We start from the raw sequence: 21079 nt of genomic DNA, 5'->3' as shown, positions 1-21079 counted from the left end.
GCCGGATAGGGCTGTGTCAGCTCCCGGAGACGGCGGCGGCCAAGCGGTTGAGCGACTCGTCGAGCTGGTCCTCGCTGACGACGGGGAACAGTGAGAGCAGCTTCGGGTCGTCGACCTTCGACCAGTCGTAGGTCAGCGTCACCTCGGTGCTCTCGGGGCCGACCGCATTGAGCTCGTAGACCCATTCCCAGCCGCCGGGCTCCTTCGGGTTGTCCGACTGCGCCGGCTGCCAGCCGACCATCTTGTTCGCGTCGTACGCGGTGACATGGTTGTGCATCTGGTAGTCGCCGCCCATCGCGTCGGCGAACATGTTCATGACGAAGACGTCGCCGACGCCCTGGATGCGCTGGGACTTCTCCGCCGCCCGCACCATCCCCGAGCCGTCGAACTGCTCGTGGTTCTCCGGGAGGGTGAGGACGTCGAAGATCTCCTGCGTGGGGTGGTCGATGACACGGGTGACTGTGATGCTCTTCTCATTCGTGGTCATACGACCACCCTGCCACACGCGAAGTGCCATTCCGAGACCTTCGCCCCGGTCATCAGCCAGCTCCCAGACAGGCCGGCCCTCAGCTCTCGGGGAGGAACACCCCGGCAAAGAACTTTCCGATCTCCTCATGGGCGCTCAGCGGGTAGATGCCGGCGACGTACTGGTCGGGGCGCACGACGACGACGGCACCGTCCCGGCTGATCTCGCGGGTGTCGAAGATGTCGTCATCGGGCAGGGCCGCGTAGATGTTCTCAAGGTACTCGAGGCTGAACTTCCCGACGAAGGGGCGGAAGACCGGAGGCACGTCGGTGAAGTCGAACTCCGTGTGCGGCTGCTGGTAGATGACCTTGAGCTCGACGAGGGCGTCGACGTCCTCACCGGTGCGGCGATAGGCCACGAGCGGGGAGGCGGGATCGGATTCGAGCCAGGCGGAGAGTCCGGGAACCCCGTTGAGCGCCTCGGCGTCGGTCTCCTGCCCTGGGGTCGCACCGTCGGCGAAGACGTAGATCCGCCAGCGGCCGTCGGCCTTCGCCTCGTGCCCGAGGTGGAGGGGGTAGGCGTCGACGACGCGGTTGACGCGCGCGGACTTGAAGCGCTTGCCGACGGGGAAGCCCGCCGCGAGCTCCTGGTTAGCCGTCGAGGCGGTGATCATCGACTCGGTGTACTCGGTCATGAAGCCGGCGGGGAACTCCGCGGTCTTGACGTAGAAGTCCTCGAGGTAGGCCTTGTCCGGCAGCTGATCCTGCGGGGTGGCCATGAGCGTCGACCACTCCTTGTCGAAGTCGATGAGGTTCTTCGCCGTGACCTGGCGCTCGGCCGAGTAGGTCCGCAGCAGCTCCGACGACGAGCGGCCGGTGGCGACCTGCCCGAGCTTCCAGGCGATGTTGAAGCCGTCCTGCATCGAGACGTTCATGCCCTGACCGGCCTTCGCCGAGTGCGTGTGGCAGGCGTCGCCGGTGATGAACACGCGCGGGCACGGCGAGTCCGGAACCGACTCGTCGGTGTCGTCGAAGGCGTCGGTGAGCCGATGGCCGACCTCGTAGACGCTGTGCCACGCGACGTTCTTCACGTCGAGCGAGTAGGGGGCGATGATGGCGTTCGCCTTCGCGATGATGTCCTCGATGCTCGTCTGGCGCACCTTGCGCGCATCGTCGACGGGCACCTCGCCGAGGTCGACGTACATCCTGAAGAGGTGGCCGCCCTCGCGGGGGATGTGGAGGATGTTGCCGTGCTTCGACGAGATCGCGCACTTCGTGCGGATGTCGGGGAAGTCGGTGTTGGCGAGGACGTCCATCACGCCCCACGCGTGGTTGGCCTGGTCGCCGGACATCGTCCGGCCGATCGCCGAGCGCACCCCGGAGCGGGCGCCGTCGCTGCCGATGACGAAGCCGGCGCGGATCGTGCGCTGCTGGCCGGCGCGCTCACCGGCGGTGTAGCGCACGGTCACCGTGACCGGGTGCTGAGGATCGGCGGCGGTGGCGGGATCCTCGACGGAGAGGTCGACGAACTCGATGCCGTAGTCGGGTTCGATGCGGGCCGGGGACTGCTTGGCGAACTGCGCGAAGTAGTCGAGGACGCGGGCCTGGTTGACGATGAGGTGCGGGAACTCGCTGACGCCGGTCTCGTCGTCCTTGGGCCTGCCGGTGCGGATGATGTGATCGGGGTTCTCGGGATCCGGATTCCAGAAGGCCATCTCCGTGATGTGGTAGCCCTCGCGCATGATCTCCTCGGCGAAGCCGAAGGCCTGGAACGTCTCGACCGAGCGCGCCTGGATGCCGTCGGCCTGGCCGATGACGAGACGCCCGTCGCGCTTCTCGATGATCCGGGTGTTGACCTCGGGATACTGGGCGAGCTGTGCGGCGGCGACCATGCCCGCCGGTCCGCTGCCGACGATGAGGACGTCGACCTCGTCGGGCAGGGCTTCGGGTCGGTCGATGCCGTACCCCGCCGCCTCCTCGATCCGCGGATCCGCGGACACGTAGCCGTTCTGATGGAAGTGCATATCAGCCTCCGGTTTCTCACACACCCTCGTGCGTCTCGAGTGATCCATCACGCACACTGTGATTGAGATCGTATCAGTTCATATACGATCAAGCACGCGAATCCAGGAAATCAGGACAACCCCTTGTCCAGTGGCAAAGCATCGTATACGATTCAATCAATCAACGACGAGAGAACGAGGTTTCGATGTCGACTGCAGTGCCCTCCCGCCCCGGCAAGATCATCGCCGTCCATGTGGCGTACGAGTCCCGTTCGGCCCAGCGCGGCACGCGCCCCGCCGCGCCCTCGTACTTCCTCAAGGCCTCGAGCTCGGTCGCCCCGAGCGGAGCGACGATCGAGCGCCCCGCCGACACGAAGCTGCTCGCGTTCGAGGGCGAGATCGCCATCGTCATCGGCAGCCCCGCCCATCGGGTCACCGCGCACGAGGCGTGGGACCACGTCGCCGGCGTCACCGCCTCCAACGACTTCGGCCTCTACGACCTCAAGACCCCCGACAAGGGGTCGAACGTGCGCTCGAAGAGCCGCGACGGCTACACCCCGCTGGGTCCGAACCTCATCCCCGCCGCCGAGGTCGACCCGCAGGAGCTGACGATCCGGACGTGGGTCAACGGCTCCCTCGTCCAGGACGACGGCACCGGCCCCGACCAGCTCATCTTCCCGCTCACGCAGATCATCGCCGACCTCAGCCAGCACTTCACGCTCGAGTCCGGGGACGTCATCCTCACCGGCACCCCGGCCGGGTCGACCGTCGTCGCCCCCGGCGATGTCGTCGAGGTCGAGGTCACCGGCGCCTCCTCGGACTCGGGGGAGCAGCTGAGCTCGGGACGCCTGCGCACCGAGGTCGTCGAGGGTCCCGGCGACTTCGACGCAGCCCTCGGCAGCACCCCGGCCGTCACCGAGGCGCTCGCCGCCGATGCGTGGGGCTCCCGCGAGGAGGCCGGCCTCCCGCCCGCAGACGACGGATCCCTGCCCGACAGGCTGCGCGAGAAGCTGGAGAAGGCGCCGACCGCGGGCCTGTCCGCGCAGCTGCGTGCCCGCGGCCTCAACAACGTCGTCATCGACGGGGTCCGTCCGCTCGCCGCGGGCACGACGCTCGTCGGGGTCGCGAAGACTTTGCGCTTCGTCCCCAACCGGGAGGACCTCTTCACGTCCCACGGGGGAGGCTACAACGCGCAGAAGCGCGCCTTCGACTCCCTCAAGCCCGGCGAGGTCATCGTCATCGAGGCCCGCGGCGAGTCCGGATCGGGCACGCTCGGTGACATCCTCGCTCTCCGCGCGAAGTCCCTCGGCGCCGCCGGGGTCGTCACCGACGGGGGCGTCCGCGACGCTGCGGAGGTGGCCGGCATCCTCCCGGTGTTCGCGACCGCGAAGAACCCCGCGGTGCTCGGCCGCAAGCACGTGCCGTGGGAGTCCGATGTCGCCGTGGCCTGCGGCAACGCCACCGTCCTGCCCGGCGATGTGATCGTCGGCGACGACGACGGGGTCATCGTCATCCCGCGTGACCTCGCCGAGGAGGTCGTCGACGCAGCGCTGGAGAAAGAGACCGAGGACGGCTGGGTCGCCGATCAGGTCGCCGCCGGCAACCCCGTCGACGGTCTCTTCCCGCCGACCGGTGAGTGGAAGGCGAAGTTCGAGGAATGGAAGAGCTCACGATGACCGCCGAGGCCGCCCCGCTCGGCCAGCGTCTGAGCAAGGCCGAGCTCGCGTACAACTGGATCCGCGAGCGCATCGGGGACCACACGTTCGACGCCGGTGACAAGCTCGTGCTCTCGCAGATCGCCGTCGACCTCGACACCTCCGTCGTGCCCGTGCGGGAGGCGATCCGCAGGCTCGAAGCCGACGGTCTCGTCACCTTCGAACGCAACGTCGGGGCGCGGGTGGCGATGGTCGACCACGGGTCGTACGTCCAGTCGATGGAGGCCGTCGCGATCCTCGAGGGCGCGGCGACGGCGCAGGCGCTCACCCACATCACCGACGGTGACCTCGCCGCCGCCGAGGCGCTCAACGAGCAGATGCTCGCCCTGCTCGACGACTTCGACCCGGTCGAGTTCACGCGGCTCAACCACGAGTTCCATGCCGCGCTCTTCGCCCGCTGCCCCAACGATCGCCTCCGCACGCTCGTCGGCGTCGAATGGGACCGGCTCGCGCACCTGCGCAACTCGACGTTCTCCTTCGTTCCCGAACGCGCGCGGGAATCCGTCGACGAGCACTCCCGGATCATCGCGCTCATCCGGGCGGCCGCCTCGGCGGATGAGGTCGAACGCGTCGTCCGCGCCCACCGCACCGCCACCCTGCACAGCTACCAAGAAGCCACCACAGCAACAGAGAGGGACAAGTCATGACTGCGTCCACCAGTGCTCCCGCCAACCTGCCGGAGAAGATTCGCCACTACATCGACGGCGAGTTCGTCGACTCCCTCGACGGCGACGAGTTCGACGTCATCAATCCTGTGACGAACCAGCCCTACATCAAGGCCGCCTCGGGCAAGAAGGCCGACATCGATCGCGCCGTCGCCGCGGCGAAGAAGGCCTTCGAAGAGGGTCCGTGGCCGACGATGCTCCCGCGCGAACGGGCCCGCGTGCTCAACCGCATCGCCGACATCGTCGAGTCCCGCGAGGACGAGCTCGCGGCCATGGAGTCCTACGACTCCGGGCTGCCGATCACCCAGGCCAAGGGCCAGGCCCGCCGGGCAGCGGAGAACTTCCGCTTCTTCGCCGACCTCATCGTCGCCCAGACCGACGATGCCTACAAGGTGCCCGGACGGCAGGCCAACTACGTCAACCGCAAGCCCAAGGGCGTGGCCGGGCTCATCACCCCGTGGAACACCCCGTTCATGCTCGAATCGTGGAAGCTCGGCCCGGCGCTGGCGACCGGCAACACCGTCGTGCTCAAGCCCGCCGAGTTCACCCCGCTCTCGGCGTCTCTGTGGCCGGGCATCTTCGAAGAGGCCGGCCTGCCCACGGGCGTGTTCAACATGGTCAACGGCTTCGGCGAAGAGGGCTTCGCCGGCGATTCCCTCGTCAAGCACCCCGACGTGCCGCTCATCTCCTTCACCGGTGAGTCCTCGACCGGTCAGGCGATCTTCGCCAACGCCGCCCCGTGGCTCAAGGGCCTGTCGATGGAGCTCGGCGGGAAGTCCCCGGCCGTCGTCTTCGCCGACGCGGACCTCGACGCCGCCGTCAACGCGACGATCTTCGGGGTCTTCTCCCTCAACGGGGAGCGCTGCACCGCCGGGTCGCGCATCCTCGTCGAGGACTCGATCTACGACGAGTTCGTCGAGCGCTACGCCGCCCAGGCGAAGCGGGTCAAGGTCGGTCTGCCCTCGGACCCCGACACCGAGGTGGCCGCCCTCGTCCACCCCGAGCACTACGAGAAGGTCATGTCCTACGTCGAGCTCGGCAAGGAGGAGGGCCGCCTCGTCGCCGGCGGCGGACGCCCCGAGGGCTTCGAGGACGGCAACTTCGTCCAGCCCACCGTCTTCGCCGACGTCACCCCCGATGCGCGCATCTACCAGGAGGAGATCTTCGGCCCCGTCGTCGCGATCACGAAGTTCTCCTCCGACGAGGAGGCGCTCGAGCTCGCCAACGACACGAAGTACGGGCTCGCCGCGTACATCTGGACCTCGGACCTCAAGCGCGCCCACAACTTCGCGCAGGCCGTCGAATCCGGCATGGTGTGGCTGAACTCGAACAACGTCCGTGACCTGCGCACCCCCTTCGGCGGCGTCAAGGCCTCGGGCCTCGGCCACGAGGGCGGTTACCGCTCGATCGACTTCTACACCGACCAGCAGGCCGTGCACATCAACCTCGGCGAGGTCCACAATCCCGTCTTCGGGAAGCAGTGAGAGGAAAACCCATGTCCGACCCCATCACCACCCCCACCGTTCCCGCGCCCGACGTCGTGCGCTGCGCGTACATGGAGATCGTCGTCACCGATCTCCAGGCCTCCCGCGACTTCTACGTCGACGTCCTCGACCTGCAGGTCACCTGGGAGGACGAGAACTCCGTCTACCTGCGGTCGATGGAGGAGTTCATCCACCACAACCTCGTCCTCCGCAAGGGACCCGTGCCCGCGGTCGCCGCGTTCTCGTTCCGGGTCCGCAGCCCGGAGGAGGTCGACGCCGCCGAGGCGTTCTACCGTGAGCTCGGCTGCCCCGTCGAGCGGCGCAAGGACGGCTTCGTCCGCGGCATCGGCGACTCCGTGCGCGTGCAGGATCCGCTCGGCTTCCCCTACGAGTTCTTCTACGACGTCGACCACGTCGAGCGCCTGGCCTGGCGCTACGACCTCTACTCGCCCGGTGCGCTCGTCCGCCTCGACCACTTCAACCAGGTCACCCCGGACGTGCCGCGCGCCGTGAACTACATGGAGGACCTCGGCTTCCGCGTCACCGAGGACATCCAGGACGACGAGGGCACCGTCTACGCGGCGTGGATGCGCCGCAAGCCCACCGTCCACGACACCGCGATGACCGGCGGCGACGGACCGCGCATGCACCACGTCGCGTTCGCCACCCACGAGAAGCACAACATCCTCGCGATCTGCGACAAGCTCGGCGCGCTGCGGATGTCCGACTCGATCGAGCGGGGACCCGGCCGGCACGGGGTGTCGAACGCCTTCTACCTCTACCTGCGCGATCCCGACGGGCACCGCATCGAGATCTACACCCAGGACTACTACACCGGCGACCCCGACAACCCGCGGGTGACGTGGGACGTCCACGACAACCAGCGTCGTGACTGGTGGGGCAACCCGGTCGTGCCCTCGTGGTACACCGACGCCTCGACGGTCCTCGACCTCGAGGGCAACCCCGTCCCGCTCACCGCCCGCACCGACGACTCCGAGCTGGAGGTGACGATCGGCGCCGACGGGTTCTCCTACACGCGCCGGGAGGACGCCGAATCCGACTTCGGAGCCCGCTCGGGCGCCGAGGACGGCGAAGAGGAATTCAAGCTCGGCCACCAGCTCTGAGGAGGGGACATGCTCGAAGACGCCGTCATCGAGGGCATCGCCGATGAGCTCGCGGAAGCGGAGAGGACGCGGTCGAAGATCGGTCTGCTCACCGCCGCCCACCCGGACATGACCGTCGAGGACTCGTACGCGGTCCAGCGGGAGTGGCGCCGGCGCGGCGAGGCCGCGGGACGGCGGATGGTCGGGCACAAGATCGGTCTGACGTCGAAGCCGATGCAGCAGGCCACCGGCATCACCGAACCCGACTACGGGACGATCTTCGCCGACCAGGTCTACGAGACCGGTGCGGTCATCGACCACGCGCAGTACTCGGGAGTCCGCATCGAGGTCGAGCTCGCGTTCGTCCTCGGTGCCGACCTCACCGGTCCCGACGTCACGCTCATCGACGTGCTCCGGGCGACCGAGTACGTCGTCCCGGCGCTCGAGGTCCTCTCCTCGCGCATCGAGATGGAGGGGCGCACGATCGTCGACACGATCTCCGACAATGCGGCCCTCGGCGCGATGGTCCTCGGCGGTCGGCCGGTGGCCGTCGACGCCGTCGACCTGCGCTGGGTGTCCGCCCTGCTCTACCGCAACGAGACGATCGAGGATTCCGGTGTCGCCGCAGCCGTCCTCGACCATCCGGGCCGCGGCATCGCGTGGCTGGCGAACAAGCTCGCCGACCACGGGGAGAGCCTGCGGGCGGGCGAGACCGTGCTCGCCGGCTCGTTCACGCGACCGATGTGGGTCCACCCCGGCGACACCGTCCACGCCGACTACGGAGAACTGGGAGTCATCACATGCCGTTTCGCCTAGACCTGCCGCCGACGTTCGCCGACCGGCTCCGCGGGCGCACCGACGGTGACCACCTCGCGGGGATGTGGGTGAGCTCGGGGTCGCCCGTGGCCGCTGAGATCGCCGCGTCCTCCGGGCTCGACTGGGTGCTCATCGACGGTGAGCACTCGCCGATCGGGCTCGAGACGACGACCCGCCTGCTCCAGGCGATGAACGGCTATCCGGCCACCCCCGTCGTCCGCGTTCCCGTGTGCGATCGGGTGCTCATCAAGCAGCACCTCGACCTCGGCGCCCAGAACCTCCTCGTGCCGATGGTCGACACCGTCGCCGACGCCGAGGAGGCGGCCCGGGCCGTGCGCTACCCGCCTGCCGGGGTCCGCGGGGTCGGCTCCGCCCTGGCGCGGGCGTCGCGCTGGAACACCGTGCCCGACTATCTCACCCGGGCGGCCGAGCTCGTGTCCCTGACCGTGCAGATCGAGTCGGCCACGGCCGTGGAGAACGCCGCGGCGATCGCCGCCGTCGACGGCGTCGACGCCGTCTTCGTCGGGCCCTCCGACCTCGCCGCCTCGATGGGGCTGCTCGGTCAGCAGACGCACCCCGATGTCACCGCGGCGGTGCGCGCGACCTTCGAGGCGGTGCGCGCGGCGGGCAAACCCGTCGGCGTCAACGCCTTCGACCCGGTGCAGGCGCGGGCCTACCTCGATGCGGGGGCGTCCTTCGTCCTCGTCGGCGCCGATGTCAGCCTGCTCGTCGCCGGTGCCCGCCGCTGGGCTGAGGAGTGGTCCGGCCGGGACTGAGTCAGCGGCGATCCCACCGGTGCTTCGCCTCTCGGTGAGCGGCGTCGAGGAGTTCGACGACCGCTGCCGTCGTGCGCTGACCGGGAGTCACGACGGCGATCCATCCCTGCCTGCCGTAGAGCGGGTGGGGGAGGAGCGTGTCGGTCGCTGCGAAGTCCCAGTCGCCGCCGTCGCCGAGGAGGCGCCTGGCGCGGTCCCGACCGATGTGGATGTTGACCCTCCACCGGTCGGGACCTTGCAGCTGTGACGCCGTGTCGTCGGGATAGTCCTTCGTCACGACCGTGGCGTAGGGCTGGACTCGGTGGGGGATCACGCCGTCCGGGGCGTAGTAGAAGTAGTGATCGCCCCACGAGATCTCGGGGTACGGGCCGCCGGCAGAGGGGGCCACTTCGAGCACTCCGTCGAACGTGCGAATCGTCTCAAGCAGATCGTGCATACTCATGGGTGAAGTGTGTCCTTGAAGTGCTTATGTCGGGTTTGCGAGGTCGAATGGGGTGACCATGGACAGACCGCTCTCCACCGCCGAGGTGGCCGAGATCTCGGGGTGCTCCGTCCAGCAGGTGCGTCGCCTCGAGACGATCGGGGTGATCCCAGCGGCTGAGCGCCGGCCCAACGGCTACCGGACCTTCACCGAGGTTCACCTGCGCGCGCTCGGTGCCTACCGGCTTCTTGCGGCAGCGATCGGACCGGTCGACGCCGCCGCGCTGATGATGCGGCGCGACCGGACATCTGAGGTGGACATCGCCGCGGCACTGGGCGAGCACGCCGCGTCACTCGACGCCGAGCGGAAGCAGGTGCTCGCAGCTCGAGACGCCCTCCTCACAGTGGCAGCGGACACGGGCGGCGAGGATCCGATGACCATCACCGAGCTCTCTCAGGCACTGGGGGTGCCGGCGTCGACGCTGCGGTTCTGGGAGTCCGAGGGCCTCATCGACCCCGAGCGGGTCGTTTCCGGCGGTGTCCGGGCCCGTCTCTATCGGAGTCTCGCGATCCGTGATGCGAGGATCACCGCCGCCCTTCGCGCCGGGGGCTACCGGATCCCCGAGGTGCGTCAGGCACTGGGCGCCCTCCGCGACCTCGGCGATGCCGGGGCATCCCTGACCGCGCTGGACGAGCGCACCGCCTCGATCGAGGCTCGCCTCCGCGACCTCTTCCGCGCCGGTGGCCTCATCGTCTCCGCCGACCGGTGACGAGCAGCGTCGCCGCTCCCACCCCGATGAGGACGATGCCGGCGCCGATGAGCATGCCGTGGCCGGCCGCTCCCGTGCGCGGCAGCTCTGAGGCTGGCCCTGGGGCCTGAGGCCGGTCTGCGACCGGAGTCGGAGGCGCGGGTTCCTCCGGAGGCGCGGGTTCCTCCGGCGGCGCCGGCTGCTCCGGCGGCGAGGGCGCGGTCGGGGGAGGACTCGCGGTGCCCTCCGCCACCCGTTCCACGGTCTCGGCGGGGATGCCCCATTCGCTCGTCCAGCCCCGGTGGACGTCGTCCTCGGCGATCGTCGTCACGAACGTCACCCAGCCGACGGGCATGTCGATCGGCTCCGTGCTCACCGTCGCGCTGCCCTCCTGATCGGCGACGACGGTGATGTCCTGGGCGGCGATCTCGGTGCCCGACGGCGTCGCCGACTGCTCCGGTTCGTCGTCGGTGCGATAGGCCGTGACCGTCAGCCTCGCCTCGGCGCCAGGCCGCAGCCCGCTCACCGCGACCTCGTCGCTGACGGTGTCGCCGTCGAGCCGGGCCTGCGTCTGCGCCGTCGGGGTCCACGGGGTGAAGCCCGTCTCCTTCGGCTGGCCGTGGATGCCCGTCCACTCCCTCGTCGAGTCGTCGGCGGCGATCGTCTCGGTGAAGTACACCCACCCGCGGAAGTCCGCGGGGATCCGGATGCCGGGGGACTCGTGGGTGCCGTTGCCGACATCCTTCGAGGTCACGGATCCGACCACCTCGGCGTCGTCGTTCCGCTTCCCCACCTCCGGCTTCGACGTCGTCGCCCACAGCTCATGGACGACGTCGACGGTGTGGTCGCCGATGAGACCGGACACGGTGAACGTGTCGGTGACCGTGTCCCCGGGGGAGGGGTTGACCTCCGAGATCTCCGTGACCACCCGCGGCTGCGAGGTGAGGTCGACCTCGGCGGAGTCGGTGAGCGTGACGGGTTCGCCCGGCGTGATGACCCGCTGCACCCGGGTGCCCGACGTCGGCTCCCAGAGGGCGACGGTGTCCGGGGCGACGCTCGCCGAGGCGCTCACCCTCACCGTGCCCGGACCCTCGGCGGTCAGCGTCGTCGTCGCCGGAGCCGTCCCGCTCGTCAGACTCGCCGGGCCATCGGCGCCGGTGACCTCGAGCGTGATCGGCACATCGGGCACCGCGGTCCCCGACGCCGTCGTCAGGGCGGCGGTGAGCGTGACCCGGTTCGTCGTCGGGAACGACGGCGTCGGGTCTGCGGGGGCGCGAGCGAAGTCGCCCTCGTTCGCGGCATAGGGTTCGAGGACGGGGATGTCGAGGACCGGCTCGAGCGCGACGGTCAGCGTGTAGGGTCCCGCCAGCCTCGTCGCCTCGGCCGTGATCGCCTCGTACTGCTCGGCGGCCCCCTCGAACGCCGCACCGAGTTCGCCCGGCTCCTGCGGCGGGACCGTGTGATCGTGGTCGATGCGCTCATCGGCCCGGGCGATCGCGCTCAGCGCCGCCTGCACATCGGGATCCGGCGAATCCGCGTACGTTGCCAGGGCCCACGCCGTGACCGGTGCCGTGACCTCCTGCGCCGTCGCGTCGGCGAAGTACTCCGGCAGCGGCGACTGCTTTCCCGCGTCGATGCAGTACGCGAACGTGTCGGGGAACGTCCGATACGCCCCGTACCAGGTCTTCCCCTCGGGCGCTTCGTGCCAGATTCCGGGACCGTAGGCGTCGGCGCTGCTGAGCATCGGCACCTCGCCGAGCTCGGCCGTCGCCCCGTGCGCGGGCCCGGGGGAGAGCCCGGCGCACGAGAGGACGGCGACGATGAGGAGGACGAGGGCGGATCGGGGCGTGAGTCGTCTGCGAGTTTTCATGCCCCGATTGGACGCCGCACGACAGAGTCCTGACCAGACCCCGGCAAGCCCCTGTGGAAACCGGTGCCGGCGTCCACAGGAGAACGAGCGCGAGCGGACAAGTCACGTTCACAGTTGGGGACACGAGTCGGCGGCGCGGCAGGATGCGGCCCGCGGGCTCCTCGCCCCGCGGAACCGGGCGGCGACCACGGCCCGGCCGCCCCGCCTCGGCGCCGGGAATCCACAGTCAGATGCACGCAAGTGGCCGGTGTCGGCTGTTGCTGAACGGACACGTCGCTTTAGGGTGCGTGTCAGTGTTCGACCGTAGACTGATGGGGCAGTCAACGCTCTGAACAGCGGCTTCGAGCGCCCCATGGAGAAGGACGGACTATGTCGGAACAGGTCGGCCCAAGACAGGCGGGCCCGAACCAGGGCCCCGGCCCGCACGGGAACCCGCAGCCCGGACCGCGGCAGGCGATGGGCCCGCAGCAGTTCCCGGGACGGCCGCCCATGGCAGGGCCACCCGGGTTCGTCCGGCCTCCCCAGGTCGATCCGCGGCGCAGCGATGAGCGCTTCCGCCCGCGTCCGCAGGAGGAGCAGACCCGACGACCGCAGCAGCGCCGCGGCGATCCTGCCGGTCGACCCGTCTATCCCGGCCCCCCGGTCCACCACGGACGGCCGGTCGACTCGCAGCCGGGGATCCCGCACCCGGGGCAGGGGCCCCGCCGAGTCTACGAACAGCCGCGCTTCGCCCCGACCGTGACACAGGAGATGCGGGTGCGCGCGTCCATGCAGACCCCCGATCACCGGGTGTCGGAGACCCCGTGGACGGGAGCGGTCCGCCGCACTCAGCCGCCCGAGGAACCCGGATCGACGACGAACGTCATCCGCCTCGCGATCGCGATCTTCGCGGTGTGCGCCCTCGTCTTCGGCCTCCTCGTCATGGCCGTCGCCGGCGGCTTCCAGTTCGGGGCCAGGCTCTTCGCCCTCATCGGGCTCTCGGCGATCCCGCTCGTCGCGATCATCGCCTACGTCCTGTGGCTCGACCGATGGAAGCCGCAGCCGAAGATCCTCCTCGGCCTCTGCCTCCTCTGGGGTGCGGTCGCCTCGGTCATCCTCACCCTCTTCGTCTCCCTCGTCAGCGAGGTCGCCCTCTTCCTCGTCGGGGTCGGCGGGATGCCCGACGTCTTCGCCACCGTCGTGCAGGCCCCGATCGTCGAGGAGACGATGAAGACCTCGCTCCTCGTCGTCCTCGTCCTCGCCGCCCGCCGGCACTTCGAAGGCCCCCTCGACGGCCTCGTCTACGGTGCCCTCATCGGCGCGGGCTTCGCCTTCACCGAGAACGTCCTCTACCTCGGCACCGCGTGGCAGGAGAGCACCTCGGGGCTGTGGATCACCTTCGTCCTCCGCTGCCTGTGCTCGCCGCTGCTCCACACCGCGTTCTCGAGCTGGGCGGGGGTGACGATCGGCTTCGCCGCCCGCAAATGGCCGTGGTGGGCCGTCGTCCTCATGTGGCTGCCCGGACTCTTCATCGGCATGTGCCTCCACGCGATCTGGAACGGGTCGATGACCGGTCTCCAGCTCATCAGCCCGATCGCCCAGATCGTCGGACTCATCGTCCTGAGCTTCATCCTCACGACCTGCTGGGTCGTCCTCGGGCTGCTGCTGCGCCGCAGCGAGCGCCTCCACACGCTCAACATGCTCGGCGACTACGCGAACTCCGGGTGGCTCTCCCACGCCGAGGCGGACATGCTCGGCACGTGGAAGGGCCGGAAGTACGGCCGCCGGTGGGCTGGTTCGTTCCCCGGCGGCAAGGCGGAGATGGCGACGATGATCCGGCTCGCCGGGAAGCTGTCGACGACGCGCATGCGCCTGCTCGCCGGCATCGGCGGCAGCCGTGAGAAGGAGATCGAGAACTTCGAGCTCCGCGAATTCGCCGGTGCCCGCGACCGGCTGCTGTCCGCCTCCCGCGCCGAGGCGAAGGCCGTGTCGTGATCATCGTCGACATCATCATCGTCCTCCTCGGCATCGGCGCCCTCTTCGCCGGGTTCCGGCAGGGCTTCGTCGTCGGGCTGTGCACGGTCGTCGGCTTCGTCGTCGGATGGATCGCCGGACGACTGCTCTCCCCGCTCGTCGAGAACCTCTCCGCCGGCACCTCGGCGATGGGCAATCCCGGCGTCGTCGCGCTGCTCGCGGCGATGCCGCTCGTGCTCAGCGTCCTCTTCGCCTTCGCCGGCAACGGGATCGGCACGTGGATCAAACGCGCCATGGACTCCGAGCTCGGACGGGGCATCGACGCGATCGGGGGCACCGTGACCGCCGGCGTCGTCTACGTCCTCGTCGTCTGGCTCGCCGCCGGCTTCATCCGCGCCACCCCGCTGGTGGGGCCCAACCAGTGGGTCGCCGATTCCGGGGTCATCGCCGCGATCGACCGGACGATCCCGTACTCCTCGCAGAGCGCGCTCGGCGATCTCGCCTCGACCCTGCGCGCCACGGGCTTCCCGCAGGTCTTCTCCGGGCAGACCGAGGAGATCCGCGGGGTCGGCGAACCCGACGCCGACATGGTCGAGGTCGGTCGCAGCGTTGAGGAGTCGGTCGTGAAGATCACGACCACGACGACGACGTGTCGGGCCGGCTCCGAGGGCTCCGGCTTCGTCTACGACGACGGCCTCGTGGCGACGAACGCCCACGTCATCGCCGGATCGACGAGTCTCGCCGTCCAGGTCGGCGGGACCGGGCGCCCCTATTCCGCCGAGGTCGTCGAATTCGATCCGGAAGCCGACGTCGCCGTCCTCCGGGTCCCCGAACTCGATGCTCCCGCCCTCGAGTTCGGCAGTCCGCTCGGACCCGGGGACGACTCCGTCGTCGTCGGATTCCCCGCCAACGGGCCCTACACGATCTCCCCGACCCGCGTGCGCGAGCAGATCAACGCCCGCGGCCTCGACATCTACGACCAGAGCAGCGTCGTGCGTGACGTCTACTCGCTGCGCGGCATCGTCCGCGAGGGCAATTCCGGGGGACCGCTCATCGACTCCGGCGGCAACGTCGTCGGCATGGTCTTCGCCCGCTCGGCCACGGATGAGGAGACCGGCTACGCGCTCACCCGCGCCGAGATCCGCGACGAACTCCAGGCCGGCGTGGCGAACACGACCCCGGTGCCGACGGGACAGTGCACGAGCTGAGCCCGCGCGCCGGTGAGGCGAGATCGAGTCTCAGGCGAGATCGAGTCCGGCGATGACCGCGCGGTGGTCGCTCGTGCCCTCGCCGAGGACCCTGTCCGAGGTCGCGGTGAACCCGCGGTAGAGGATGTGGTCGAGGCGGGTGACGGGGAACCGCGCCGGCCACGTGAAGCCGAAGCCCCCGCGCGCCTCGACGCGGGTGTCCTTGAGCGGCGGGACGAGCTCGTCGAAGTTCCGGTCCGTCGAGGCGGTGTTGAAGTCGCCGGCGACGATGATCTGCTCCGCGTCATCGCCCTCGATGACGGTCGAGAGACGGCGCAGGGCTGCGTTGCGCATCCCCTCCTGGCCAGGCCTCACCGAGGGCATGTGGACGGCGTAGAACCTGATGTCGCCGTGATCGGTGGCGATCGTCGTCGCGAAGGCCCGCGGCCACTGCAGCCCGAGGTCGATCTCCTCCGGCGTCGACATCGGCCACTTCGACCACACCCCGAGGGTGTCGACGACCTCCGAGTGGGCGAACGAGGCGTTGAGCTCGTCCTGGATGATCTGCCCGGACAAAGACGCGAGCTCCTGCATCGTGACGATGTCGGGATCGGCGGCGACGATGTTCTGCGCCGTGGCCGTCGGCTCCGGCAGCCTGGCCCCGACGTTCTGCGTGGCGACGGTGAGGTCCGGGGTGCCGGCATCGCGGCCCGGCAGGAGCGGTCCGCCGAACATCACGCCCCACACGAGCGCGGGGACGAGCACGCCGATGACCGAGAGCACGGAGAACCGGAAGAGCATCATGAGCAGGACGAGCCCGATGATCAGCCCCGTCCACGGCAGGACGCTCTCGACGAGCAGGGCGATGCCGCCGCGGGCGGGCACCAGCTCGTGGAGGACGAGGAACGCGGCGTAGAGAAGGCCGACGACGAGTGCGGTGATGCCCTTCGCGGACTTCCGTGCGCGCCCGGGCCTGGGATATGCCTGATTCATCGATTAGGAATCTTAACCGCGAACCCTGGCCTCCTGCTGGGCGGGTCGTGCGACGTGCGTCTCAGTGCTCGTTCACCGATGGGCCGGCTCACCGATGGGCGGTGGCCGACCACACGGTGACGTCGGGATGTGTGTCGTAGCGGTATCCGGCGCCGCGCATCGTGCGGATGACCGAGGAGTGCTCGCCGAGGCGGCGGCGCAGACGGCGGATGTGGACGTCGACGGTGCGCTCGTCCGGTTCCTCGGCCCCCGACCACACGGCGGCGATGAGGGCCTCGCGCGGCAGCGTCTCATCGGCATGGGAGACGAGGGTGGCGAGGAGGTCGAACTCCTTCGTCGTGACATCGACGAGATCGCCGTCGATGCGGACCTCGCGGCGCGGGATGTCGATGCGCAGACGCTCGGCGGGACCGGCCTCGGTCTCGCGCAGGGCCGGCGGATGGATGCGGTTGGGAATGCGCGAGCGCACCGGGCCATGGGTGCCGGCCGGGGTTCCCGACGCGGCGGGGGAGCCGTTGGCGACGGCGCGCACGGCGTCGATGTCGCTGCCGCGGCCCTCCGGGGCCAGGGCGATGACGGCCTGGGTCTCGGCCTGGGAGGCGAGCTCCTTCGCGTACGCCTGGAGCTCACCGGCGATCGCGGAGAGATTCGTGCCGTCCGCGGCGGCCTTCGACTCGTCGAGGCCGATGTAGACGATGATGCCGCGCGCCGCCTTCGGCGAGGGCACGACCCCGGAGGGCCCAAAGGTGTGCGGCGGGTTCTGCGGGTCCACGGCGCTCAGCCTGGCTCCGGCGCGGCGCACGGCGACGGCGCTGCGGGGGTGGACGTAGTTCGGTTCGGGATTCGGCATGTCTGTCCTCTGGGTGATGCGATGGAGTCCGCTGCGCGACGTGTCTGCACTCGTTCGCAGCCGGACAGCGGAAGGGCGATCACCGACGACGAACGCAGGGCATACACATCGATGCCGTGCGCATTCGCGCTTCGTGATTCGCAGAGGTCATGCCTTCATTATTCGTCACACGCGTCCGCCCGGGCAAAGGATCGCCGGGTTCTGAGACGAATGTGACGGTTTGTGACGAATCCGCTCAGTCGACGATGCCGTACATCCGGTCGCCGGCGTCGCCGAGGCCGGGCACGATGTAGCCGAGCTCGTTGAGGCGCTCGTCGAGGGCCGCGGTGTAGATCTCGACGTTCGCCGAGGCCCCGTAGTCGCGTTCGATGCGCTCGACGCCCTCCGGTGCGGAGACGAGGCAGACGGCGGTGACGTCGCGGGCACCGCGGGCCAGGAGGAAGTCGATGGCCATCGCCAGCGTCCCCCCGGTGGCGAGCATCGGGTCGACGACGAAGATCTGCCGCCCGCTGAGGTCATCGGGAAGGCGATCGGCGTACGCGGTCGGCTCGAAGGTCTCCTCGTCGCGGACCATCCCGAGGAAGCCCACCTCGGCGGTGGGGAGGATGCGCAGCATCCCGTCGAGCATGCCGAGGCCCGCCCGCAGGATCGGGACGACGACGGGACGGGGTTCGGCCATCCGGGTCCCGGTGAACGTCGCCACCGGGGTCGTGACCGCGCGGTCCTCGACGGCCAGGGACCTGGTCGCCTCGTAGGCGAGCAGCATGACGAGCTCCTCGGTGAGCTGCCGGAAGCGCGCGGAGTCGGTGTTCTCATCTCGGAGAACGCTGAGCTTGTGGGCGATGAGGGGGTGGTCGGCTACGTGAAGGCGCATACTCAGATGGTACGGGAATCGGCTGTGGTGAAAGCCGGGGGAAGAGGCCACAATGGAGTCATGTCCTACTTCACTGAGATCCTTGCCGAGTCGAGCGACGGATTCCGCGCTCTCGATGTCGACGTCCGCGACGCCACGGACCTCGACAGCCTTGTCGACATGATGCGGAGTGCGGGAACCGACGACGGAGAGGCCGTGGCCGTCATCGAACACGAGGACGAATGGTTCGGACTCGTCCGCCTCGCCGCGGACAACGAGGTCAAGGTCTTCATCTCGGATCTCGGCGCCGTCGAGCTCAGCCCGTTCGCCGAGATCTTCGCCGACTACCTCGACTCCCCGGACGACGCGTACGAAGCCGAACCGGAGGAGGAGTTCGGGCTCGACGAGGAGGAGCCGGACGCCGATGACGAGGACGACGACGTCGAGGACGAGGTCGAGATGCTCGACTTCGACGGCGACGGCGAATGGGGCGGCGACGCCGACATCTTCGCCGACCGCGGACTCGCCCCTGCCGACCTCATCGAGCAGGTCGAGAAGTACCCCTCGGATCCGGCGCGCGTCGTCGCCCACGTCGGGGAGACCGTCGGCTTCGCCGATCAGCTCGAGGCCGCCCGCTGAGCCACGTCACCCGTGCCGATGAGCTCGGCTTCGGCGGGCATGCCCACTTCTCCGCGTGGATGGCCCTCGCCCTCGCCGAGGCCGCCCGGGCGCCCGCGCACGACGACGTTCCCGTCGGGGCCGTCGTCCTCGACCCCGACGGGCGGGTCATCGGGACCGGCCACAACCGGCGGGAGGTCGATGAGGATCCGCTCGGCCATGCCGAGCTCCTGGCCCTGCGGCAGGCCGCCGCGACGACCGGGCGGTGGCGCCTCGACGGGTGCACTCTCGTCGTCACCCTCGAGCCGTGCGCGATGTGCGCCGGGGCGCTCATCGGCGCCCGGGTCGCGCGCCTCGTCTTCGGCGCCTTCGACGAGAAGGCCGGAGCTGTCGGATCGGTGTGGGACCTGCCGCGCGATCGGGCGGCCCTCCACCACCCCGAGGTCTACTCCGGAGTGCAGGAGAGCGCAGCGGCGGCCCTGCTCACCGACTTCTTCACCGCCAGGCGGGGGACGTGACCGCACTCACCCCGATCCGATTTGGCCCGCTCCCGGCACCGACTGTATTGTTGTCGGCGGTGGCGTGTCCGAGCGGCCGAAGGTGCAACACTCGAAATGTTGTGTACGGTAACCCCGTACCGTGGGTTCAAATCCCACCGCCACCGCCAATGAAAACCCCTGGTCAGCCGGGGGTTTTCGTGTGTCCGGGCCGGTCACGGCCGGGGTCTCGAATGGGTTGCACTTCGCCTGTGACGATTGACACACCGACCGTGAGACGCGAGACTGTCGGGATGAAATAGAAATACTTTTCCGCATCATGGAAGGGTGTTTCTCTTTCATTGCGCACGTTCAAGGCGCAGGACTGCGACGACGATGTCGCAGTCGACCAAATCGAACATTGTGAGGTGGTCCATGACAATGGCAGACAAAGAAGTGTCGGACGATGACCAGCGGCAGGACACGGACGCCGCCGCCCGCAGTTCAGGCGCACTGGACAGATTCTTCGAGATAACCAAGCGCGGTTCCTCGGTCAAGCAGGAGATCCGCGGAGGCATCGTCGCCTTCGTCGCGATGGCCTACATCGTCGTGCTCAACCCGCTCATCCTCGGCGGCTCCGCCGACGTCGCCGGCGGCACGCTCGACTTCGCCCAGCTCACGGCCGTCACCGGGCTCGTCGCGGGACTCATCACGATCCTCTTCGGCGTCGTCGCCCGGCTGCCGTTCGCGCTCGCCGCCGGCCTGGGGATGAACAGCTTCCTCGCCGTCTCCGTCGTCCAGGAGGTGACCTGGGCCGAGGCGATGGGGCTCGTCATCATCAACGGCATCATCATCGTCCTCCTCGGCGCCACCGGCATCCGCACGGCGATCTTCAACGCGGTTCCCCACGCGCTCAAGATCGCCATCACCGTCGGCATCGGCCTCTTCATCGCGTTCATCGGGTTCGTCAACTCCGGATTCGTCACCCGCACCCCGGCCGGTCCGCCCGTCCAGCTGGGACAGGACGGGTCGATCACCTCGCTGCCGACGCTCGTGTTCATCGGCGCCCTCATCCTCATCGGCGTCCTCGTCGCGAGGAAGGTGCCCGGCGGCATCCTCATCGGCATGATCGTCGCGACGATCGCCGCGATCATCATCCAGGCGTTCGCGAAGCTCGGCACCGTCGGCGACCCGGTCAACCCCGACCCGGCCGGCTGGAACCTCAGTGCCCCGCAGCTGCCCGACCAGATCGTCGCGCTGCCCGACTTCGGGCTCATCGGCGCGTTCGACCTCTTCGGGGCCTTCGAGCGCATCGGCGTGCTCGCTGCGACGATGCTCGTCTTCACCCTCGTGTTCACGAACTTCTTCGATGCGATGGGCACGATGACGGGTCTGGCCCGCAGCGCGGGACTCCAGACGAAGGACGGCATGTTCCCCCGCATCCGCAGCGCGTTCGTCATCGAGGGCCTCGGCGCCGTCGCCGGCGGTGGCGCGTCCGCCTCGTCGAACACGGTGTTCGTCGACTCCGCCGCCGGCATCGCCGAAGGCGCGAGAACCGGACTGGCAGCGATCGTCACCGGCGTGCTCTTCCTCCTCTCGATGTTCTTCGCCCCGCTCATCGGCGTCATCCCGATGGAGGCCGGAGCCGCCGCCCTCGTCGTCGTCGGCGCCATGATGGTCACGCAGATCCGGGAGATCGACCTCAGCGACTTCCGCACCTCGCTGCCGGTCTTCCTCACCATGGTGACGATGCCGCTGACCTACTCGATCGCCAACGGCATCGGCGTCGGCTTCATCTCGTGGGCCCTCATCCACGCGTTCAGCCGTCGCGGACAGCACGTCCACTGGCTGCTGTGGATCGTCTCGGCCGGATTCGTCCTCTACTTCGTTCGCGGTCCCATTTCGGCTATCTTGGGAGGATGAGCACTGTGACGGAGCACACCGCGTGGGGGAAAGGGCAGATCGCCCACGGCGACTGACGCCCGCGGGGCGATGATGCCCCGCCGACCGCTCTCCGCTGCTGTTCGCATGGATAACCAGAAGTCTCGGAGAGCCAGCGCAACTGTTCCAACCATGCACTGTG

19 protein-coding genes and 1 tRNA gene are annotated in these 21079 nt (G+C 69.2%); 13 read left to right on the top strand and 7 right to left on the bottom strand.

All coding sequences use genetic code 11. The features are described from left to right. Positions 1-16 precede the first annotated feature (16 nt). Positions 17-487, bottom strand: coding sequence for an SRPBCC family protein (locus FJ887_RS14690; protein WP_140955717.1), 471 nt, complete (start codon positions 485-487; stop codon positions 17-19). A gap of 79 nt (positions 488-566) precedes the next feature. After that, positions 567-2489 (bottom strand): FAD-dependent monooxygenase, encoded by a 1923-nt coding sequence (locus tag FJ887_RS14685; protein WP_140955718.1) that lies wholly within the window; start codon positions 2487-2489, stop codon positions 567-569. Between the two features lie 185 nt (positions 2490-2674). Between FJ887_RS14685 and FJ887_RS14680 the strand changes: the two genes are divergently transcribed. Genes FJ887_RS14680 through FJ887_RS14655 form a run of 6 tightly spaced genes read left to right on the top strand, consistent with a single transcriptional unit; the run spans position 2675 to position 9027 of the window. Further along, positions 2675-4144: a fumarylacetoacetate hydrolase family protein gene (locus FJ887_RS14680; RefSeq protein WP_140955719.1), complete on the top strand. Its 1470-nt coding sequence runs from the start codon at positions 2675-2677 to the stop codon at positions 4142-4144. Then, positions 4126-4830 (top strand): GntR family transcriptional regulator, encoded by a 705-nt coding sequence (locus tag FJ887_RS14675; protein ID WP_249356711.1) that lies wholly within the window; start codon positions 4126-4128, stop codon positions 4828-4830. Before FJ887_RS14680 ends, FJ887_RS14675 begins: the two co-directional genes overlap by 19 nt. Then, on the top strand, positions 4827-6332 hold the full coding sequence (hpaE, locus tag FJ887_RS14670; protein WP_137825145.1) for a 5-carboxymethyl-2-hydroxymuconate semialdehyde dehydrogenase: 1506 nt from the start codon (positions 4827-4829) through the stop codon (positions 6330-6332). Before FJ887_RS14675 ends, hpaE begins: the two co-directional genes overlap by 4 nt. An 11-nt stretch (positions 6333-6343) precedes the next feature. Further along, complete coding sequence (gene hpaD / locus FJ887_RS14665; protein ID WP_137825144.1) at positions 6344-7456, top strand: 3,4-dihydroxyphenylacetate 2,3-dioxygenase; 1113 nt, start codon at positions 6344-6346, stop codon at positions 7454-7456. 9 nt (positions 7457-7465) lie between these two features. After that, entirely contained in the window at positions 7466-8251 is a 786-nt protein-coding gene (locus tag FJ887_RS14660) for a fumarylacetoacetate hydrolase family protein (protein WP_137825143.1), read from the top strand. Beyond that, positions 8236-9027 carry an HpcH/HpaI aldolase family protein gene (locus FJ887_RS14655; protein WP_137825142.1) on the top strand — a complete coding sequence of 264 codons (792 nt, stop codon included), beginning with the start codon at positions 8236-8238 and terminating at the stop codon, positions 9025-9027. Before FJ887_RS14660 ends, FJ887_RS14655 begins: the two co-directional genes overlap by 16 nt. A gap of 1 nt (position 9028) precedes the next feature. On the opposite strand, the gene FJ887_RS14650 is transcribed toward FJ887_RS14655, so the two are convergent. Further along, positions 9029-9469, bottom strand: coding sequence for a DUF6194 family protein (locus FJ887_RS14650; protein ID WP_137825141.1), 441 nt, complete (start codon positions 9467-9469; stop codon positions 9029-9031). A gap of 58 nt (positions 9470-9527) precedes the next feature. On the opposite strand from FJ887_RS14650, the gene FJ887_RS14645 reads away from it, so the two are divergent. Further along, complete coding sequence (locus tag FJ887_RS14645; RefSeq protein ID WP_137825140.1) at positions 9528-10217, top strand: MerR family transcriptional regulator; 690 nt, start codon at positions 9528-9530, stop codon at positions 10215-10217. On the opposite strand, the gene FJ887_RS14640 is transcribed toward FJ887_RS14645, so the two are convergent. Beyond that, the gene (locus FJ887_RS14640; protein ID WP_137825139.1) at positions 10195-12066 is read right to left on the bottom strand and encodes an LPXTG cell wall anchor domain-containing protein; all 1872 of its coding nucleotides are present in this window, start codon (positions 12064-12066) and stop codon (positions 10195-10197) included. The genes FJ887_RS14645 and FJ887_RS14640 overlap by 23 nt on opposite strands. A 489-nt stretch (positions 12067-12555) precedes the next feature. Here FJ887_RS14640 and FJ887_RS14635 point away from each other — a divergent pair, with 489 nt between their 5' ends. Both FJ887_RS14635 and FJ887_RS14630 read left to right on the top strand, forming a co-directional pair. Further along, on the top strand, positions 12556-14040 hold the full coding sequence (locus FJ887_RS14635; RefSeq protein ID WP_249356710.1) for a PrsW family intramembrane metalloprotease: 1485 nt from the start codon (positions 12556-12558) through the stop codon (positions 14038-14040). After that, positions 14037-15227: a MarP family serine protease gene (locus FJ887_RS14630; protein WP_171007018.1), complete on the top strand. Its 1191-nt coding sequence runs from the start codon at positions 14037-14039 to the stop codon at positions 15225-15227. Before FJ887_RS14635 ends, FJ887_RS14630 begins: the two co-directional genes overlap by 4 nt. 30 nt (positions 15228-15257) lie before the next feature. Here the strand turns inward: FJ887_RS14630 and FJ887_RS14625 are convergent, their stop codons facing one another. The 3 genes from FJ887_RS14625 to upp all read right to left on the bottom strand — a co-directional run bounded on the left by FJ887_RS14625 (position 15258) and on the right by upp (position 17923). Then, a complete protein-coding gene (locus FJ887_RS14625) occupies positions 15258-16199 on the bottom strand; it encodes an endonuclease/exonuclease/phosphatase family protein (RefSeq protein ID WP_140955720.1) in 942 nt (313 codons plus the stop codon). Positions 16200-16287: 88 nt separating this feature from the next. Then, positions 16288-17049 carry a winged helix-turn-helix domain-containing protein gene (locus FJ887_RS14620; protein ID WP_137825137.1) on the bottom strand — a complete coding sequence of 254 codons (762 nt, stop codon included), beginning with the start codon at positions 17047-17049 and terminating at the stop codon, positions 16288-16290. Between the two features lie 235 nt (positions 17050-17284). Continuing rightward, positions 17285-17923, bottom strand: coding sequence for a uracil phosphoribosyltransferase (gene upp / locus FJ887_RS14615; RefSeq protein ID WP_137825136.1), 639 nt, complete (start codon positions 17921-17923; stop codon positions 17285-17287). A 60-nt stretch (positions 17924-17983) separates the two neighbouring features. Between upp and FJ887_RS14610 the strand changes: the two genes are divergently transcribed. The 4 genes from FJ887_RS14610 (at position 17984) to FJ887_RS14595 (ending at position 20919) form a co-directional block, all read left to right on the top strand. Next, complete coding sequence (locus tag FJ887_RS14610; protein WP_137825135.1) at positions 17984-18541, top strand: tRNA adenosine deaminase-associated protein; 558 nt, start codon at positions 17984-17986, stop codon at positions 18539-18541. Positions 18542-18600: 59 nt separating this feature from the next. After that, on the top strand, positions 18601-19038 hold the full coding sequence (locus tag FJ887_RS14605) for a nucleoside deaminase (protein ID WP_137825134.1): 438 nt from the start codon (positions 18601-18603) through the stop codon (positions 19036-19038). A gap of 58 nt (positions 19039-19096) precedes the next feature. Then, a tRNA-Ser gene (locus FJ887_RS14600) sits at positions 19097-19187 on the top strand. Between the two features lie 250 nt (positions 19188-19437). Next, entirely contained in the window at positions 19438-20919 is a 1482-nt protein-coding gene (locus FJ887_RS14595) for an NCS2 family permease (protein ID WP_137825133.1), read from the top strand. Positions 20920-21079: the final 160 nt, after the last annotated feature.

Source organism: Brevibacterium sp. XM4083 (assembly GCF_006489205.2).
Lineage (GTDB): Bacteria > Actinomycetota > Actinomycetes > Actinomycetales > Brevibacteriaceae > Brevibacterium.
The sequence above is the reverse complement of the archived record's forward strand: the minus strand, read 5'-3'. Positions and strand labels throughout refer to the sequence as shown.

What these genes read in the sequence shown, in the direction of transcription:
- FJ887_RS14690 (WP_140955717.1), bottom strand. Translation starts at nt 487, where the DNA reads ATGACCACGAATGAGAAGAGCATCACAGTCACCCGTGTCATCGACCAC.
- FJ887_RS14685 (WP_140955718.1), bottom strand. Translation starts at nt 2,489, where the DNA reads ATGCACTTCCATCAGAACGGCTACGTGTCCGCGGATCCGCGGATCGAG.
- FJ887_RS14680 (WP_140955719.1), top strand. Translation starts at nt 2,675, where the DNA reads ATGTCGACTGCAGTGCCCTCCCGCCCCGGCAAGATCATCGCCGTCCAT.
- FJ887_RS14675 (WP_249356711.1), top strand. Translation starts at nt 4,126, where the DNA reads ATGGAAGAGCTCACGATGACCGCCGAGGCCGCCCCGCTCGGCCAGCGT.
- hpaE (WP_137825145.1), top strand. Translation starts at nt 4,827, where the DNA reads ATGACTGCGTCCACCAGTGCTCCCGCCAACCTGCCGGAGAAGATTCGC.
- hpaD (WP_137825144.1), top strand. Translation starts at nt 6,344, where the DNA reads ATGTCCGACCCCATCACCACCCCCACCGTTCCCGCGCCCGACGTCGTG.
- FJ887_RS14660 (WP_137825143.1), top strand. Translation starts at nt 7,466, where the DNA reads ATGCTCGAAGACGCCGTCATCGAGGGCATCGCCGATGAGCTCGCGGAA.
- FJ887_RS14655 (WP_137825142.1), top strand. Translation starts at nt 8,236, where the DNA reads ATGCCGTTTCGCCTAGACCTGCCGCCGACGTTCGCCGACCGGCTCCGC.
- FJ887_RS14650 (WP_137825141.1), bottom strand. Translation starts at nt 9,469, where the DNA reads ATGAGTATGCACGATCTGCTTGAGACGATTCGCACGTTCGACGGAGTG.
- FJ887_RS14645 (WP_137825140.1), top strand. Translation starts at nt 9,528, where the DNA reads ATGGACAGACCGCTCTCCACCGCCGAGGTGGCCGAGATCTCGGGGTGC.
- FJ887_RS14640 (WP_137825139.1), bottom strand. Translation starts at nt 12,066, where the DNA reads ATGAAAACTCGCAGACGACTCACGCCCCGATCCGCCCTCGTCCTCCTC.
- FJ887_RS14635 (WP_249356710.1), top strand. Translation starts at nt 12,556, where the DNA reads ATGGCAGGGCCACCCGGGTTCGTCCGGCCTCCCCAGGTCGATCCGCGG.
- FJ887_RS14625 (WP_140955720.1), bottom strand. Translation starts at nt 16,199, where the DNA reads ATGAATCAGGCATATCCCAGGCCCGGGCGCGCACGGAAGTCCGCGAAG.
- FJ887_RS14620 (WP_137825137.1), bottom strand. Translation starts at nt 17,049, where the DNA reads ATGCCGAATCCCGAACCGAACTACGTCCACCCCCGCAGCGCCGTCGCC.
- upp (WP_137825136.1), bottom strand. Translation starts at nt 17,923, where the DNA reads ATGCGCCTTCACGTAGCCGACCACCCCCTCATCGCCCACAAGCTCAGC.
- FJ887_RS14610 (WP_137825135.1), top strand. Translation starts at nt 17,984, where the DNA reads ATGTCCTACTTCACTGAGATCCTTGCCGAGTCGAGCGACGGATTCCGC.
- FJ887_RS14605 (WP_137825134.1), top strand. Translation starts at nt 18,601, where the DNA reads ATGGCCCTCGCCCTCGCCGAGGCCGCCCGGGCGCCCGCGCACGACGAC.
- FJ887_RS14595 (WP_137825133.1), top strand. Translation starts at nt 19,438, where the DNA reads ATGGCAGACAAAGAAGTGTCGGACGATGACCAGCGGCAGGACACGGAC.